Origin of the sequence: Paenibacillus sp. Root52 (assembly GCF_001426865.1) — a bacterium.
GTDB lineage: Bacteria > Bacillota > Bacilli > Paenibacillales > Paenibacillaceae > Paenibacillus.
Genome location: NZ_LMFO01000002.1, coordinates 154,835 through 172,319, shown reverse-complemented (window position 1 = coordinate 172,319; position 17,485 = coordinate 154,835). Strand labels below are relative to the sequence as shown.

Genomic DNA, 17,485 nt, shown 5'->3' with positions numbered 1-17,485 from the left:
TAGGCTTATGGGAAGAAAAAGCTATAATGAGGGCGATATTTTTCTGATTCCGATGCATGATGGGCGTTTGGCTGTATGTCAGGTCGAAAGTGCATTGAGAGGCCGCTTCAAAAAGGCATTTTCATTCGGCGTGATGAGCATTCAGCATGACGAAACTGTAAGCTTTGAAGATCGCGAATTTCTTGTCTATCCTTATATGCAGCGAAAGAATAGCGTGATCTTCACGTCACCGGCATATCTCAAAGATGGAACATGGAGAATCATCGGTAACATCCCATTAACGCCAGCGAAAAAAGAACTGCAAGTATTTCAATGTGCGGGGCATTTGTACGCTGGAGATGAGTATATCCGCAATCTCTCGCCGGCAGAATACAGTCAGTATATTACGCTCGGCGTGGCAGGGTTTGAGTTGGTACAGAACCATCTATTAGAGATGGAATGATAAATACGATATTTGGAATGAAATATAGAACCAGATGAAGGGTGCGATGGTAGTGTCAGAAGCATACAAAAACGCCGGCGTCGATATCGCGGCAGGCAACGAAGCGGTAGAACGGATGAAAAAGCATGTGAAACGTACCTTCCGTCCGGAAGTCATGACAGACCTGGGTGGATTCGGTGCTCTGTTCGGCTTGAACAAGGACAAGTATGATGAGCCGGTACTTGTTTCCGGTACAGACGGCGTAGGAACGAAGCTGAAAATCGCGTTTGCTATGGATCGCCACGATACGATTGGAATTGACGCGGTAGCCATGTGTGTGAATGATATTGTCGTACAGGGCGCAGAACCATTGTTTTTCCTCGACTATCTGGCATGTGACAAAGTCATTCCGGAGAAGATTGAAGCGATTGTTGCGGGGATTGCAGAAGGCTGTCATCAGTCCGGCTGTGCACTGATTGGTGGCGAAACGGCTGAAATGCCGGGGATGTACAGTGAAGGAGAGTACGATATTGCCGGATTTACCGTAGGTATTGTGGATAAAGCAAAAATCATCAACGGTACAACCATCGCTCCTGGCGATACGGTGATTGGACTTGCATCCAGTGGTGTACACAGTAACGGCTTTTCCTTGGTACGTAAGTTGCTGTTGGAGCAAGCTGGACTGAGTTTGCAGGACGAAGTGCAGGAGCTCGGTGGTAAGCTGGGCGATGCGCTGTTGGAGCCTACGAAGATTTATGTGAAGCCATTGTTGTCTTTGCTTGAGAATGTAAAGGTAAAAGGTATGGCTCACATCACTGGTGGTGGATTTATTGAGAACATCCCACGGATGTTGCCAAGTAACGTAAACGTGGATATCGACTATGGCTCATGGCCAATCCTGCCGATCTTCAACCTGTTACAAGAGAAGGGCAATGTCACTAACCGTGATATGTTCACAACATTTAACATGGGGATCGGTCTTGTGCTGGTTGTTAATGAAGCTGATGCCGCGGAAGCTCTGCAACAACTGAAATCATCTGGTGAAGAAGCGTACATCATTGGCCGTGTTACCGAAGGAGATGCGCGAGTAACCTTCACAGGAGCGGATGTTTAATGACGAATTACCGGATTGCTGTATTTGCCTCGGGTGAAGGGAGTAACTTTCAGTCATTGGTCGATGCAGTGCGGAACGGGGGGCTGAATGCATCCGTTGAACTGCTGGTCTGTGACAAACCTGCTGCACGTGTCGTGCAGCGGGCACAGGATGCTGGCGTGGATTGCCATCTCTTCACCCCGAAGAATTATGATTCACGAGAAGCCTACGAGAAAGAGATCGTTGAAGTGTTAGAAGCGAAAAATATAGATCTGGTCGTTCTTGCCGGATATATGCGTTTGCTCACTTCAGTCGTGGTGGATCGGTATGCAGGACGATTGATTAATATCCATCCCTCACTTCTTCCAGCGTTCCCTGGCAAAGATGCTGTCGGACAAGCATTAGAATACGGTGTGAAGATTACAGGTGTGACTGTTCATTTTGTGGATGGAGGTATGGATACAGGGCCTATTATTGCTCAGCATCCAGTACCGGTTTTGCTCGGGGATACGGCGGAAACCATCAGCAAATCCATTCATGCTGCCGAACAGCAGCTATACCCTGAAGTCGTCTCTTGGTTCGCCCAGGGATTGGTTGAGCTGAATGGCCGCCAAGTAACTGTAAGACAGATAGTAGAGTAGAAGAGGGTCATCCTGTCATTCGATCTACTCTTCATTCAATTTTTTTCGCTAGATCTGTCGGTCATGTGGTTATGTGATCGTTGAAGTCGAATATTGGTACGCATTTTGTGATATTTCTCGGGAAATAAATCGGCTGTGTTTCGTCATGAAACGCGAAGCTATGGGACATTAAAGGAGGAGCATATTGTGAGTATCAAAAGAGCGCTGGTCAGCGTATCGGATAAAACAGGCATCGTGGACTTTTGCCGCGAGCTGTCGCAAATGGGTGTAGAGATTATTTCGACAGGGGGCACAAGCAGCCTATTGTCGAAGGAAGGCGTACCTGTTATCGGAATCTCGGATGTAACTGGATTCCCGGAAATTATGGATGGACGTGTCAAAACATTGCATCCCGCAGTTCATAGTGGATTGCTTGCTGTTCGTGATAACGAAGAACATACACGTCAGATGGAAGAACTCGGCTTAGGCTACATCGACTTGGTTGTTGTTAATCTGTATCCATTCCAGGAGACCATTGCAAAACCGGATGTGGCGTATGAAGATGCCATCGAGAACATCGATATTGGTGGTCCAACTATGCTCCGCTCGGCAGCCAAAAACCATGCTTTTGTCAGTGTTGTTGTAGACGCTGCTGACTACAGCCAAGTGCTGGAGGAAGTACGTAACAGTGGTGATACTACGCTGGAAACACGCAAACGGCTTGCGGCAAAAGTTTTCCGTCATACGGCGGCTTATGATGCACTTATCTCTGATTATCTGTCCAATGTGAATGGTGACCCACTACCAGAGCGCTTGACCGTTACTTACGAAAAGCTCCAGGATTTGCGTTATGGCGAAAATCCACATCAACAGGCGGCATTCTACCGCAAACCGCTTGCTGCTCAGGATACATTAACGACAGCCGAGCAATTGCATGGTAAAGAATTGTCCTACAATAACATCAATGATGCCAACGCAGCATTGCAGATCGTGAAAGAATTCGAAGAGCCTGCTGTAGTGGCAGTAAAACATATGAATCCTTGCGGCGTAGGTGTCGGAGAGAGTATCTATGAAGCTTATGGCAAAGCATATGCAGCAGATCCAACCTCGATCTTTGGCGGGATTGTTGCAGCTAACCGCATTATCGATAGTGATACCGCGGCTAAGTTGAGTGAGATTTTCCTAGAGATCGTACTGGCTCCTGACTTCACACAAGAGGCACTTGAGATCTTGACGAAGAAGAAAAATATTCGATTGCTCAAAACGGGTGAATTGAACGCGGCTCGCAATCGTGCAAGTCAATTCGTGGTTACATCTATCGATGGTGGTATGATTGTACAACAATCGGATGTACATTCCATTGAAGCTAGCGAATTGAACGTGGTGACAGATCGTGCACCTTCCGAAGAAGAGCTGAAACAACTGCTGTTTGGCTGGAAAGTGGTTAAACATGTGAAGTCTAATGCGATTGTACTCGCGGCAAATGACATGACTGTAGGTGTTGGCGCTGGACAGATGAATCGTGTCGGTGCAGCCAAAATTGCAATTGAGCAGGCTGGCGAGCAAGCTAAGGGAGCAATCTTAGCATCCGATGCATTCTTCCCAATGGGAGACACCCTTGAACTGGCTGCCAAAGCAGGCATTACGGCTGTGATTCAACCTGGCGGTTCGATCAAAGACGAAGAGTCGATCAAAGTAGCAAATGAACATGGCATTGCTATGGTGTTCACAGGCGTTCGTCACTTCAAACACTAAGACTACACGGTAATACCAACCACGATGAACAAGCGAATCCGCTTGTTCATCCTCGTTTTGGGAGAAAAACTTCAATCTAATGTATTTGAATTAATTATATTAACGAACATCATTCATGAGGGGGAAACGAAGCGATGGATATTCTGGTAGTTGGCGGTGGTGGCCGTGAGCATGCGATCATCTGGGCATTGGCGAAGAGCCCAAAGGTAGATAAAATTCACTGTGCTCCGGGAAATGCAGGTATTGCACAGCTAGCCGAATGTCACCCAATCGGGGTGCATGAATTCGATAAACTAACCGCACTGGCTGTAGAGCTAAAGGTTGGTCTGGTTGTCATTGGACCAGATGATCCACTTGCAGATGGTATTGTTGATGCATTTGACGACACACGTATTCCAGTGTTTGGTCCACGTCGAAATGCAGCTGAGATTGAGGGTAGCAAAACATTTATGAAGGATCTGCTTCATAAATACAACATTCCAACTGCAGCCTACGAGAAGTTCGATAACTATGAACAAGCACAGACTTATCTGAATGCGCAATCCATTCCTGTGGTGATCAAAGCGGATGGGCTTGCGGCAGGTAAAGGTGTAACTGTAGCTTATTCACGGGAAGAAGCGGATCAGGCTCTGCGCAGCATTATGGTGGACAAGGTATTTGGAGAGGCCGGTGCCAAGGTCATTATCGAAGAATTCCTTGCGGGTCAGGAAATGTCCATTCTCGCCTTTGTTGATGGGGAAACGGTTCGTCCAATGGCTGCAGCTCAGGATCATAAGCCTGTATTCGATAACGATCAGGGGCCTAATACTGGGGGGATGGGTACATACTCACCATTGCCACACATTGATTCTTCTATTATTGAAGAAGCAGTTGAGACTATTATCAAACCTACGGCGAAAGCGATGGTATCTGAAGGGCGTCCGTTCCAGGGAGTTCTGTTTGCTGGGCTGATGATCTCTCCTGAAGGTAAACCTAAAACGATCGAATTCAATGCTCGTTTTGGTGATCCAGAGACACAGGTTGTGTTACCACGTCTGAAATCTGATCTGTTCGACATTTTCTGGGCAACGGTTCATGGTAAGTTGGCTGAGATTGAGATTGATTGGAGCGATGAAGCTGCTGTATGTGTCGTACTCGCTTCCGGTGGTTATCCAGGTCCATATGATAAGGGTGTACGGATTGAAGGGTTGGATGAAGCCAAGGATGCTATTGTGTTCCATGCAGGAACAGCACGCAATGAATCAGGTGAATGGGTAACGAATGGTGGACGGATCTTGGGTGTTGTTGGTGTGGGTTCAGACATTAGTGAAGCCAGAGACCAAGCATACGCGCAAGCGGAGCTCATTCGTTTTGAGGGTAAACATCAACGGTCTGATATAGCTGCCAAAGCATTGGTTTAATAGAACAAGGAATATTAAAGGCTCGTAGGAAATACGCTGATAGCAAAGTGTATGCATCCTCCGAGCCTTTTGTTGCGTATACTGATTATATGAATCCGAAGAGTAGTTTTAGTTTTATCCCAGAATTGCAAGACTACTGCATATCATTCACGCCACTTAAATAGTACAAAAAGATGGTGTTTAGGGAATAAATACGTAGGGTAGTAATTGTATAAATAAACAATTAGTTGGATGGATCTTCATACATATAGACTATTCTGTGAACAATACATATGACTAAGTACTCCAAACCATAACGTGCAACTGGATGGTTGGGAGTGGAACGTGGTATACTTTTCTGAAACAGGAATGAACAAGAAGGGAGGTGGATATCTATTGGGAAGGCGATATTGTAAACTGTCCAAATGGAGAATTAAGGTGGAGTAAATCGGGGAAACAGTTAACAGCATGAGGGGTAACCCTGTTTGGATTGAGAAGGTTTCTAGTATGATTGCTGCATCCTTAGTTCCTGTTTTAACAACTTACAAAGCCAAGGTTGACCTATGTAAGTTCATCATTTATCGATTTTATATACGTTTTACGCTTCAAGTTTAGTTGGAAGTAAACAATGTTAACAACGATCAGCCGTTATGGAATTAACAAGGTTAATGGATAACGCTGTAACTATTTCTGGAGGTGAATCCCTGAGAATCGGGGAAATCATTGGACATAATTACCATTATTAACTTAGCATTACTAGTTATCTTGATTGTATTAACCGCATTTTTCGTTGCATCCGAGTTCGCAGTTGTTAAGATTCGGACGTCTCGTGTCGATCAACTTGTCTCGGAAGGAAACAAGAAGGCTGTTCTAGCCAAAAAGGTAGTCTCAGATCTGGATTATTATTTATCGGCCTGTCAGCTCGGAATTACAGTTACAGCTCTGGGACTTGGTGCTTTGGGTAAACCTACGGTGGAAAGACTTTTATATCCGGTATTCGAATATTTAAGTATCTCACCTGCCGTGTCGTCGATTGCATCCTATGCAATCGCCTTTATTCTAGTCACTTTCCTTCACGTTGTTGTTGGTGAAATGGCACCCAAAACACTCGCAATTCAATTTTCGGAAAGATTGACGTTGCTGCTCTCACCGTCGCTGTATTGGTTCGGTAAGATTATGTATCCTTTCATCTGGGCGCTGAATGGCACATCGCGTGTGATCCTTCGCGGATTCGGCGTGAAGCCAGCAGGTCACGAACAGGCTTATTCGGAAGATGAGATCAAGATAATTATGAGTCAAAGCTATGAAGGCGACGAGACGAATCGAACTAAGCTTTCTTATATGGAAAATGTCTTTGTGTTCGATGAGCGCGTAGCTAAAGATATTATGGTACCGAGAACAGAATTGGTTACACTGGATCAGGAGATGGTCTACGATGAGATCATTCCGATTCTAGATGAGCACAACTACTCGCGTTATCCTGTCGTCGAAGAGGGCGATAAAGACCGTATTGTGGGCATGGTCAATGTGAAGAAAATTTTGCCTGACATGGTTACTCGCAGAGAATATCAACTCTCGCATTTTGTTCGTGAGATTCCTTTCGTTTCGGAAATTACCCGTATCCAGGATGCGATGATCAAGATGCAGCAAGAACGAGTGCATATGGCTGTAGTCGTGGATGAATATGGGGGTACGTCGGGAATCCTGACGATGGAGGATATTCTAGAGGAGCTTGTTGGTGAAATTCGTGACGAATTCGATGCCGACGAAGTGGCAGATATTCAAGAGACGGGTGAGAACCAGTATCTCATTAACGGCCGTGTCCTATTAGACGAACTGGAGAGACAGTTTGGTTTGAATTTTGAGGGTAATGAAGAGATGGATACCGTTGCAGGCTGGATTCAGTTCCAAAAGGGAGTTCGCGTTGACAACGGAGATACCGTTGAGCACGGTGATTATGTCTGGACGGTCGTTGAAACCGATAATTACCAGATCAAGCAGGTACTACTGGAGCGTACTAACGGGGCAGAAGTTGAAGTTCCGACCAGCAGTGTATCTGATTAAGGCCATTTTAAAGTGAATGCTTGAATGATGGAGTTCAACACATGAAATATAATTTACTTGGAGGTGAATCCCTCATCTGAGGGAAATCATTGGACGGAATAATAGCCTTGAATTTATTTTTGGTCGCGGTATTTATCGGACTGACTGCATTCTTCGTAGGAGCCGAATTTGCAATTCTCAAAGTCCGAATGTCTCGAATAGATCAATTGATCTCTGAGGGAAACAAGAAAGCAGTACTTGCTAAGAAGGTCGCACACGATCTGGATTACTACCTCTCTGCCTGTCAGTTGGGGATTACGATTACAGCTCTCGTGTTAGGGGCATTAGGTGAACCTACCGTAGAGAAAATGTTACATCCGTTGTTTGACCGCTTAGAAGTACCAGCGGCATTATCTACTGTGTTATCTTATGGTATTGCGCTTGCCATCATCACGTTCTTGCACGTTGTTATTGGTGAGTTGGCACCTAAGACGCTTGCGATTCAATTTGCTGAGCGCATGACGCTGTTGTTAGCACCACCTTTGTACTGGTTTGGTAAGATCATGAACCCGTTCATCTACGCGCTTAATGGCGCTGCTCGTCTTCTGCTTGGTATCTTTGGAGTTAAGCCAGCAGGGCACGATACTGTTCACTCCGAGGAGGAGTTGAAGCTCATCGTGGCTCAGAGTTATGAGAGCGGAGAGATTAATCAGACTGAGCTCGACTATCTGAAAAATATCTTTGCTTTTGATGAACGTCTCCTACAAGAGATTATGATTCGTAGAGAAAAAATCGTTACACTGGAAAAGGAAATGCCTATTGATCGCATGATCGAAGTTCTAAACCGGCATGAATATACACGTTATCCTGTTGTCGCAGGTGGAGATCAATCTCATTTTATCGGATTCATTAATACCAAAGAGATGCTGACAAGTCTGGCAGCAGGCCGAGAGTTCAACATGAACACCTTTGTTCATGACATGCCTAAATTCTCAGAGCAATCCCCAATTAAGGATGTTCTTATTCAGATGCAACAGAGTCGCGTTCATATTGCTGCGGTGCATAACGAGCAAGGCGAAACTGTCGGTATGGTTACGATGGAGGACATTCTGGAAGAAATCGTGGGCGATATCAAGGATGAGTACGAACACAAGGATTTGGTGAATCCACCGAAAAGACTGAAATTGGTATAATTGAAATTCAAAATGTAACTTCTTTAGAACCGGGTTATCCCGTAATGAAAGAAGTAGGGTAAGCTAAGGCAGATTTCCGATTGCATCGGGGGTCTGTCTTTTTGTTTTGGACAAATTAGAATGAAGAAGATGCGCAACAGGTTTCAAGAACGACATAAATCTTAAATTTAAAACAAATGCTTGCAATTTGGATGGGGATGGATTAATATAAATTTAAAGAATCTTAAATTAAAGATAAATAACAAAAAGTAATGATGAACAGCAGTAAGAACAAGCAATAAAACGCGCAACAAGAAATGCAATAAGAACAAACTGCAATAAAACAGCAGTGAGAATAAATAACGACTTCAAAATCAAATGATCAACCAACAAAAATAAGGGAGTGGATGTTATGTTCAGAACTTCAGGAATTCACCATGTTACCGCTTTTGTAGACGATGCACAGAAAAATGTTGATTTTTACGCCGGTGTACTGGCTCTGAGATTGGTGAAAAAAACAATAAACTTTGATGCACCCGATGTGTATCATCTGTATTACGGGAATGAAGGCGGAGCGCCTGGAACGATCATCACATTTTTCCCTCAGAAAGAAGCAAGAAGAGGCGTGATTGGTTCAGGTCAGACAGGGGTTACGGTCTATGCTATTCCGACAGGCAGTCTGCCATTCTGGAAAGAACGTCTTGCTTCTTTTGATATCCCTTTTGAAAATAAAACACGGTTTGGCGAGCAATATATTCGTTTCTTCGATAAAGGTGGTCTGCTGCTGGAACTGGTTGAACGTGAAGAAGGTCAGCCGAGCCAGTGGACGTTCAATGGTGTAACGCCAGAGCATGCAATCAAAGGCTTCGGAGGTGCGGTATTATTCACTCATGTACCTGAGAAAACAATTGATGTGCTGGAAACGATGCTTGGTCTGGAGCAAGTCGGTGAAGAGGATGGAATAATCCGCTTACGTGCTACCGGAGATATCGGTCAACTCATCGACATTCAATCGACTGGAATCCAGCGGGGCATTGGCGGAGCCGGAACGGTACACCATATTGCTTGGCGCGCTAAAGATTACACCGAGCATGAACAAGTACAGAAAGATCTGGAGCAAGCCGGTTATTATCCAACGCCGATTATTGATCGTCAGTACTTCAACGCCGTGTATTTCAGAGAGCCGGGAGGTATATTGTTCGAGCTGGCTACCGATCCTCCAGGATTTGCACGGGACGAACCACAAGAAAGCATGGGCGAGAAATTAATGTTGCCTGAATGGTACGAACCACAACGTGAGCAGATTGAACAGATGTTGCCACCAATTCAAGTACGGGAATGGAAAGGAGACGCAAAATCATGACCAATACAATGAAACATATTTATAAAGCAGGCTCACAGCCTGATGCACCGACGTTACTCTTGCTTCACGGCACAGGAGGCACGGAAAATGATCTAGTCGGTCTGGCTGAGATGATTGCACCTGGAGCTGGTATTCTGGGGGTACGTGGAAATGTATCTGAAAACGGTATGCCTCGCTTCTTCCGTCGTTTAGCCGAAGGTGTATTCGATGAACCAGATCTGATCGCACGGACGGCAGAGCTGGGCGCGTTCATTGATGCAGCAGCCGTAGAATATGGCTTTGACCGCTCGAATGTCATTGTCCTTGGTTACTCCAATGGAGCTAATATTGCTGCAAGCCTAATCTTCCATCAGGCGGATGTGTTCAAAGGAGCAATTCTACATCATCCTATGGTGCCATTACGTGGACTTGAGCTACCTGATCTGAAAGGCTTGCCTGTATACATTGGAGCAGGGGAGAATGACCCTATCGTGCCTAAACGGGAAACTGAAGAGCTGGCGAGCTTGCTAAGCGAAGCTGGAGCAACAGTGCACATGCACTGGGAGCGTCAGGGACATCAGCTTACACGTACCGAGGCAGAAGCTGCGGCAGCATGGTTTGCGTCTCAGGCGTGAGGCTTTACGGAGTGACGGATATCGAACATGGGATAACTGCTCTGTGAGAGGCATAGTTGGACAGCTTGATCTTTAGAGATCAGGCTGTTTTTGTTTTTTTTGCACAAAAGAATAGGAATAACCGTTATGTAAACGTTGCGAATGGGGTAAACATTTGAAAGTGCATTACGAAACCATGTATGCTTTATCTTATATAACAGATCATGAACTGGAGGGGTTATTATGGAACGTAACATCAAAGAATTGGTACAGCGGATGACTTTGGAAGAAAAAGCGGGCATGTGCTCAGGTCTCGATTTCTGGCATCTAAAAGGGGTGGAGCGTCTCGGTATTCCATCCATCATGGTAACGGACGGCCCACACGGGTTACGTAAGCAGGATTCGAGTGCTGATCATCTGGGTCTGATGGCAAGTGTGCCTGCAACGTGTTTCCCATCTGCAGCAGGGCTGGCAAGTTCATGGGACACCGAGTTAGCGCGTCAAGTCGGCGTTGCTCTCGGAGAGGAATGTCAGGCGGAGGACGTATCCGTCTTGCTTGGCCCGGGTGTTAATATTAAACGTTCACCGCTGGGTGGCCGTAATTTTGAATATTTTTCCGAGGATCCATTATTGTCCACACGTTTGGCCGCGGGTCATATTAAGGGAGTCCAGAGTCAGGGTGTAGGCACGTCATTGAAACATTTTGCTGTGAACAATCAGGAAGAGCGACGCATGTCGATTGATGCCGTTGTAGATGAACGAACGTTACGTGAGATTTATCTTGCGAGCTTCGAGGGTGCAGTGAAGGATGCTCAGCCGTGGACGGTGATGAACTCCTATAACAAGGTTAATGGAACCTATGCAGGTGAGAATGAATGGTTACTTACAGATATCCTTAAGAACGAATGGGGTCATGAAGGCATTGTTGTATCTGACTGGGGTGCTGTGAACGAACGTGCGGATGCGCTGGCGGCAGGTATGGAGTTGGAGATGCCGGCAAGTGGCGGAATTGGCGAACGTAAGGTCATTGATGCTGTAGAGAACGGTGAACTGTCTCTGGAGAAGCTCGATGGGGCGGTAGAGCGATTGCTCACACTGATCTTCAAAGCGGTTGATCATAAGCAGGAAAATGCAACGTATGACAAAGAGGAGCACCATCAGCTTGCGCGTAAGGTGGCTTCCGAGAGCATGGTTTTACTGAAAAATGAGGAGAGCATCTTACCGCTACAACGCGAAGGTTCTGTTGCACTGATTGGTGCCTTTGCACGTAAACCACGCTTTCAGGGTGGAGGCAGCTCTCATATTAATCCAACCCAAGTGGATGATATTGTGGATGAGATGACTCGTGTGGCGGGTGAAGAGGTGAAGCTCACCTACGCACCAGGGTACCGAATTGAAGCAGATGATGTAGATGAGTCAATGATGGCTGATGCGATTCAGACGGCTCAGACGGCGGACACGGCAATTGTGTTCGTAGGACTGCCAGACCGCTATGAATCAGAAGGGTATGATCGTTCGCATCTGCGCTTGCCAGACAACCATATCCGTCTAATCGAAGAGGTAGCTAAAGTACAACCACGTGTCATCGTTGTCCTAAGCAACGGTTCACCTGTTGAAATGCCATGGTTGCCGAAGGTACAAGCTGTGCTTGAAGCGTATTTAGGTGGTCAAGCCGTTGGTGGTGCAATTGCTGATCTATTGTACGGTGAGGTGAACCCATCAGGTAAACTCGCAGAGACGTTCCCTGCGAAGCTCAGTCATAATCCGTCTTATCTTAATTTCCCGGGTGAAGGTGATCGGGTCGATTACCGCGAAGGAATTTTTGTAGGATACCGATATTATGACACCAAACAGATTGATCCCTTGTTCCCTTTTGGATACGGTATGAGTTATACGACGTTTGAATATGCTGATCTCACCGTGAATCGGACGGAATTGACGGATCAGGATGAAATACAGGTAAGTGTTCGTGTAACCAACACGGGGGACAGAGCCGGTAAAGAAATCGTACAGCTCTATATCCGTGATGTAGAGAGCACCGCCATTCGTCCAGCCAAGGAGTTGAAGGCATTCTCCAAAATTCAGCTGGAGCCAGGCGAGTCGAAAGTGATTGGCTTCACTCTGGATAAGCGCTCGTTCGCTTATTATAATGTGGACATGAAGGATTGGCATGTAGAGACGGGAGAGTTCGAGATTCAGGTCGGCAGTTCTTCCCGGGACATTCATTTACACACACGAGTGACCGTAGAATCCACGGCTACCTTTATCCCGACGTATACACGTAATAGTACACTAGGCGATATTCAGCGCGATCCTGCCAATAAGAAGCTACTGGAGCAGGCATTGAAGCAATTCCAGGAAGCAAGCGGCTTTGGCGGTGACGATGCTGGAGACCATGCAGATATGATGGATGCCATGATGAAATATATGCCGCTACGTGCTCTCGTTGCCTTTAGTGGCGGGGCTATGAGCGAAGAGAACATGAACGAGTTGTTGGAGAAACTGAACAACAAGGATCATGGCATTCGAGCATAATCGTTGTTGTGGCAGCATGATATCAACGGATGAGTGGATGTATCATAAGTTCGAACCCGATCCAATGATGGATCGGGTTTTCTTTCTATTTATAATATGAGATGGATAATTTAGAAAAGAGAAGAGAGGGGCTTAGCTGTGCTATGCTTGTCGTAAAGTGAAGAATATTTTATAATTAACTGATAATCATTTTCAATTAGATTCGGTTCAGGATGACTATACAGATAAACGGGAGGGGAAATATGGATCATCGTCCTAGCTTACATACGTTTGGTTCAAGTGCATATATTCAGACCCGTGATGGTCGCAAGCTGCATTATATGTCCAAAGGATCAGGCGAACTGACAGTGGTATTTGAATCTGGTATGGGGCTCTCGAGATCTACCTGGGGTTTGGTTGCACCAGCTATTGCTGAGCACGCACGAACAGTCGTATATGATAGAGCAGGGGCAGGACGAAGTGAAGTAGATTCTGCTCCGCGCAGTCTGAACCGAATGGCAGAAGATCTGGGAGATTTGCTGTCTGCATTGGAGCCAGGGCCGCTCATTCTTGTTGGGCATAGCTGGGGTGGGCCAATTGTGCGAACTGCTGCGGCTGCAAATACATCCCAACTACGAGGAATTGTACTGGTGGATCCATCAGATGAACATTGCGAGTTGTACTTCTCCAGTCTGGCTAAAAAAAGCTTTGCCTTAAATGGCTTTCTCATTCCAATCATGGCACATACGGGCTTATATCGCTTGCTCGGAAGTAAGGCTGGAAAAGTTCAGCCAGATGATGTTGTAGCAGATCATCTCAAAGAAGATTTCACTGTGCAGGCAGCAAAAACGATGCTTGCCGAAGGCAAAACATTTCTGGATGATATGACAGCACTTCTGGCACAGCCCCCAGCCTTGGATGATCTTGAGGTCAGCGTGATCTCAGGTACTAAACCAGGCAAGGGAGAAGGGAAGATTAGACCTGCCCTCATTGCGGCGCATCGTCAGACTGTGAGTAAGCTGTCCAATGCGAGATGGATTGGCGCAGATCAGTCCGGTCATACGGTTATGTATACAGATCCACAGGTCATTATTGATGAAATTGTACGAATGATAAATAATGTGAGCTCAGGCGCAACAATAGAGCAAAAGTGATACAATAATAAAAAAAGAGAGCAGTGCAAGAGCATTGCAGCCAATATAAGTGGAGTGTGGAGATCAGATGAAACCAGTGGAACCAACGGGTACCATGAGTCCCGGACATGTCGGTGTAGGCATGGAAGATATCGTACGCGCACATCATGTGCTGCGTGAAGTCATTGTACGGACACCTCTACAGCGGGATGCTGTATTGTCGGCCAAATATAATTGTAATGTTTATTTAAAAAGGGAAGACCTTCAAGTCGTGCGTTCCTTCAAAATTCGGGGCGCTTATAACATGATTCGTAGCCTTACTCCAGCAGAGATGGAGAAAGGTATTGTCTGTGCAAGTGCCGGGAACCATGCGCAAGGCGTGGCTTTTTCATGTAATGCACTTGGAATCCACGGCAAAATCTTCATGCCGAGCACGACGCCGAACCAAAAGGTAAAGCAGGTACGTCGCTTCGGAGGCAGCAATGTTGAGGTAGTACTGATTGGAGACACGTATGACGATGCGTATGCTGAAGCGATGCGTGCATGTGATGAACATGGGATGACGTTCATTCATCCGTTTGACCAGCCGAAGATTATTGCAGGCAACGGTACAGTGGCGATGGAGATTATGGAGAGCCTCGATGAAAATGCCGATTATGTATTCGTAACGATTGGCGGAGGCGGTCTGGCTGCTGGCGTTGGAACGTATATGAAGACAGTAAGTCCAGAAACGCGCATTATCGGTGTTGAACCGCTTGGTGCTGCATCGATGAGTGAAGCAATGTTCCGCAAACAGGTGGTTACACTGGATGATATTGATAAATTTGTGGATGGTGCAGCCGTTAAACGGGTTGGTGATCTCACCTACAATATCTGTAGTGGAACGCTCGATGATATTGTGAAAGTCCCGGAAGGTAAGGCTTGTACAACTATCCTGGAGCTATACAATGAAAATGCGATTGTTGTTGAGCCTGCCGGCTCACTGGCGGTTGCTGCACTGGATCAGTACCGTGAGCAGATCGCAGGAAAGACTGTAGTATGTGTCATCAGCGGCGGCAATAACGATATTGACCGGATGCAGGAGATCAAAGAACGTTCCCTGATCTACGAAGGGTTGAAGTATTACTTCATGGTTAATTTCCCGCAACGTGCAGGAGCTCTGCGTGAATTCTTGGAAGAAGTTCTTGGTCCGGATGATGATATCACGCGGTTTGAATATACGAAGAAGCATGACAAAGAAAATGGGCCAGCATTGGTTGGAATCGAACTGTTACACAAGGAAGATTACCAACCATTGATTGAACGCATGAACCGTAAAGGCATTGCTTATACGGAACTAAACAAAAATCTTAATCTGTTCAACATGTTGATCTGATGAATGATTCCAACATGTCGATCAATGCTGGTTCTGAAGAGGCGCGTTCTCTGATCCGACCAGCACGTAAAGAGGATGTAGATCAGGTCATTCCGTTACTGTACCAAGCTATAGGCGATATTGCTTATGCCTTGGCGGGTGAAGGTGAGCATGAGGAAGCGATGCGTATTCTGCAACAGTTCTTCGTGCAAGAAGATAATCGGATCAGCTATCGTAATGTGACGGTCATGGAGCAAAATGAAGTTGTGGCAGGGATTCTAGTGGCCTATGACGGAAGCGAAGCAGACCTGCTGGATGAGCCGATTCGGAATCGACCTGGGCGTAGCCAGGATGAGAAGTATGCTTTAGTCAAAGAGACACGTCCGGGTGAGTATTATCTGGATACGTTGTCCGTCAGTGAAGCATATCAGGGGCAGGGCATCGGGAGAGCGCTGATGGCTGCTTTTGAAGAGAAGGGGCGCACTCTCGGGCACAAGCAAGTATCCTTGATTGTAGAGCGAGATAATGGTCGTGCCTTGATGCTGTATGAACGACAGGGCTACGTCAAGGATGATGTGCTTGTCATTGCAGGACATGAGTACAGCCATATGGTTAAGCCGGTGTAGTAGATAGACGAATTGAAGAGTGAATTATTATACTCTAGTTAAGCCGAATTAACCGTAATTAAAATGAATTAAAAACTTTAAATTAAAACCAAATCAAAACCGCGATAGGTCAAAGCCTGTCGCGGTTTTTTTTGTGTACATTTAAGCTGAACGGGTCACTGAAGTGACGTGGTAATTGGACAACAAAATTTAAGCTAGCTTGAATTGTAAAAGAGCGACACGAAGTGCAAAGACCAAACTGAATAAGTCTACCTATCTGCTTATTCCTCATAAGGAGTAAGTTTAGTGACTAGAGTTGTTTGGTAATGGAACATTGATGTCCAGCCAGGCTTCAACAGCCGTCGTTTTCTCGTATTTGGCTTCACGTACCACATCCATGAAGGAGGCAAGCTTATCTAGAAAAGGGCTATCGACAGTCGCTAGTCTTTGGATGACAGATGTGTACCCTTTCTGCGCATTAGGCACCATTTTATTCGTCTCGTAATCAAATAACGGCGTGTTATTTAGTCCGTAGAAGGTGTACATGGTGTAACTATCAAACAGGTTCTGCACTTGCTTCACCCGATTCGATGCTGGATAAAGCTCTAGAAATTGCTCCTGATTACGAGCACGAAGCAATATTTCCTGATACCCGATAAGTAGCCCACCGTCTTCTGCTGGGATCTTCTTAGTCTCTGCAGCCATTATATTCATGTATTGCGAAATGTCAGGCTTCACGTTGGCATTATATTTCTGGAAGGCAGAGTAGTTCATGATGGGGTAAAGAGAACCCTCAATCATAACGAGTTTGTAACCGCTATCGCGTGCTTCTTTTAACAGGGTCTGTAGACTGGTATCCTGAGTACGCTTCATTAATCCCGTGAAAGTATCGTTCCATTGATAAATCTTCATCATCTTGTCTTGCACATTAGGAACGAGCATGCGGTCTGTCATGGTCGTTAATGACTTCAACCGAGCATTCTCTAATTGCAACACCATCAAGGTTAGATGGTGAGACGTTACTTGTGTAATACGGTTCGTTAGATAGGCATCTGCAGCGATTAAGCCGTTCTTTTGTTTGAGTTTGGATTGAAATGTTGTATAAATTGCCTTGGAACTATTAGTCGTTACTTTGGCCTCGGTCTGAGTTGAAGCGGCGGCAGCGACTCCTGTTGTGCCTGCCATTCCGGATTGAATCAACAGTGCTAGAGCTGTTGCTGTCATGATGAAACGCAATCCGTTACGTTTGGCAGATGGGTACGAAGGTGTCATATGTGTAAACCTCCCGTAGATTAGAAAAGTGTAAGTAGAAAAAAATCCTATAATTCCATTTGTTCTAACAGTAAACGATTTGAATCGAGATGTTGTTTCGGAATAGTGACAAAAAGTTCTGTTATTTTTAACTTTTGAAAGGTAGAAGATGGAAGGGGGTTTCTGTAA

At 45.7% G+C, this 17,485-nt stretch carries 14 protein-coding genes; 13 read left to right on the top strand and 1 reads right to left on the bottom strand.

Annotated elements, in window-relative coordinates; genetic code table 11:
- Positions 1-7 precede the first annotated feature (7 nt).
- From ASD24_RS05875 to ASD24_RS05815, 13 genes are all read left to right on the top strand, one after another.
- Positions 8-442, top strand: coding sequence for an immunity 26/phosphotriesterase HocA family protein (locus tag ASD24_RS05875; protein ID WP_056692986.1), 435 nt, complete (start codon positions 8-10; stop codon positions 440-442).
- Positions 443-494: 52 nt separating this feature from the next.
- The gene (gene purM, locus ASD24_RS05870) at positions 495-1,535 is read left to right on the top strand and encodes a phosphoribosylformylglycinamidine cyclo-ligase (RefSeq protein WP_056692983.1); all 1,041 of its coding nucleotides are present in this window, start codon (positions 495-497) and stop codon (positions 1,533-1,535) included.
- Positions 1,535-2,155, top strand: coding sequence for a phosphoribosylglycinamide formyltransferase (gene purN, locus ASD24_RS05865; RefSeq protein ID WP_056692980.1), 621 nt, complete (start codon positions 1,535-1,537; stop codon positions 2,153-2,155). The genes purM and purN overlap by 1 nt, the downstream gene beginning before the upstream one ends.
- 186 nt (positions 2,156-2,341) lie before the next feature.
- Complete coding sequence (gene purH / locus ASD24_RS05860) at positions 2,342-3,889, top strand: bifunctional phosphoribosylaminoimidazolecarboxamide formyltransferase/IMP cyclohydrolase (RefSeq protein WP_056692977.1); 1,548 nt, start codon at positions 2,342-2,344, stop codon at positions 3,887-3,889.
- Positions 3,890-4,023: 134 nt separating this feature from the next.
- Positions 4,024-5,289, top strand: a complete 1,266-nt coding sequence (purD, locus tag ASD24_RS05855; RefSeq protein ID WP_056692975.1) for a phosphoribosylamine--glycine ligase — start codon at positions 4,024-4,026, stop codon at positions 5,287-5,289.
- Between the two features lie 702 nt (positions 5,290-5,991).
- The gene (locus ASD24_RS05850) at positions 5,992-7,332 is read left to right on the top strand and encodes a hemolysin family protein (RefSeq protein WP_056692973.1); all 1,341 of its coding nucleotides are present in this window, start codon (positions 5,992-5,994) and stop codon (positions 7,330-7,332) included.
- 89 nt (positions 7,333-7,421) lie between these two features.
- Positions 7,422-8,504 carry a hemolysin family protein gene (locus ASD24_RS05845; protein ID WP_056692970.1) on the top strand — a complete coding sequence of 361 codons (1,083 nt, stop codon included), beginning with the start codon at positions 7,422-7,424 and terminating at the stop codon, positions 8,502-8,504.
- A gap of 391 nt (positions 8,505-8,895) precedes the next feature.
- Positions 8,896-9,846 carry a ring-cleaving dioxygenase gene (locus ASD24_RS05840; protein WP_056692967.1) on the top strand — a complete coding sequence of 317 codons (951 nt, stop codon included), beginning with the start codon at positions 8,896-8,898 and terminating at the stop codon, positions 9,844-9,846.
- Positions 9,847-9,854: 8 nt separating this feature from the next.
- Positions 9,855-10,460, top strand: coding sequence for an alpha/beta hydrolase (locus tag ASD24_RS05835; RefSeq protein WP_056693031.1), 606 nt, complete (start codon positions 9,855-9,857; stop codon positions 10,458-10,460).
- Between the two features lie 222 nt (positions 10,461-10,682).
- Entirely contained in the window at positions 10,683-12,974 is a 2,292-nt protein-coding gene (locus tag ASD24_RS05830; protein ID WP_056692964.1) for a beta-glucosidase family protein, read from the top strand.
- Between the two features lie 242 nt (positions 12,975-13,216).
- Positions 13,217-14,107 (top strand): alpha/beta fold hydrolase, encoded by an 891-nt coding sequence (locus tag ASD24_RS05825; RefSeq protein ID WP_056692962.1) that lies wholly within the window; start codon positions 13,217-13,219, stop codon positions 14,105-14,107.
- 67 nt (positions 14,108-14,174) lie between these two features.
- Complete coding sequence (gene ilvA, locus ASD24_RS05820; RefSeq protein WP_056692960.1) at positions 14,175-15,461, top strand: threonine ammonia-lyase IlvA; 1,287 nt, start codon at positions 14,175-14,177, stop codon at positions 15,459-15,461.
- Positions 15,461-16,066, top strand: coding sequence for a GNAT family N-acetyltransferase (locus ASD24_RS05815; RefSeq protein WP_235540409.1), 606 nt, complete (start codon positions 15,461-15,463; stop codon positions 16,064-16,066). Before ilvA ends, ASD24_RS05815 begins: the two co-directional genes overlap by 1 nt.
- 282 nt (positions 16,067-16,348) lie before the next feature.
- Here the strand turns inward: ASD24_RS05815 and ASD24_RS05810 are convergent, their stop codons facing one another.
- On the bottom strand, positions 16,349-17,317 hold the full coding sequence (locus ASD24_RS05810) for a hypothetical protein (RefSeq protein WP_056692957.1): 969 nt from the start codon (positions 17,315-17,317) through the stop codon (positions 16,349-16,351).
- Between the last annotated feature and the right edge of the window lie 168 nt (positions 17,318-17,485).

What these genes read in the sequence shown, in the direction of transcription:
- ASD24_RS05875 (WP_056692986.1), top strand. Translation starts at nt 8, where the DNA reads ATGGGAAGAAAAAGCTATAATGAGGGCGATATTTTTCTGATTCCGATG.
- purN (WP_056692980.1), top strand. Translation starts at nt 1,535, where the DNA reads ATGACGAATTACCGGATTGCTGTATTTGCCTCGGGTGAAGGGAGTAAC.
- purD (WP_056692975.1), top strand. Translation starts at nt 4,024, where the DNA reads ATGGATATTCTGGTAGTTGGCGGTGGTGGCCGTGAGCATGCGATCATC.
- ASD24_RS05840 (WP_056692967.1), top strand. Translation starts at nt 8,896, where the DNA reads ATGTTCAGAACTTCAGGAATTCACCATGTTACCGCTTTTGTAGACGAT.
- ASD24_RS05835 (WP_056693031.1), top strand. Translation starts at nt 9,855, where the DNA reads ATGAAACATATTTATAAAGCAGGCTCACAGCCTGATGCACCGACGTTA.
- ASD24_RS05830 (WP_056692964.1), top strand. Translation starts at nt 10,683, where the DNA reads ATGGAACGTAACATCAAAGAATTGGTACAGCGGATGACTTTGGAAGAA.
- ASD24_RS05825 (WP_056692962.1), top strand. Translation starts at nt 13,217, where the DNA reads ATGGATCATCGTCCTAGCTTACATACGTTTGGTTCAAGTGCATATATT.
- ilvA (WP_056692960.1), top strand. Translation starts at nt 14,175, where the DNA reads ATGAAACCAGTGGAACCAACGGGTACCATGAGTCCCGGACATGTCGGT.
- ASD24_RS05815 (WP_235540409.1), top strand. Translation starts at nt 15,461, where the DNA reads ATGAATGATTCCAACATGTCGATCAATGCTGGTTCTGAAGAGGCGCGT.
- ASD24_RS05810 (WP_056692957.1), bottom strand. Translation starts at nt 17,317, where the DNA reads ATGACACCTTCGTACCCATCTGCCAAACGTAACGGATTGCGTTTCATC.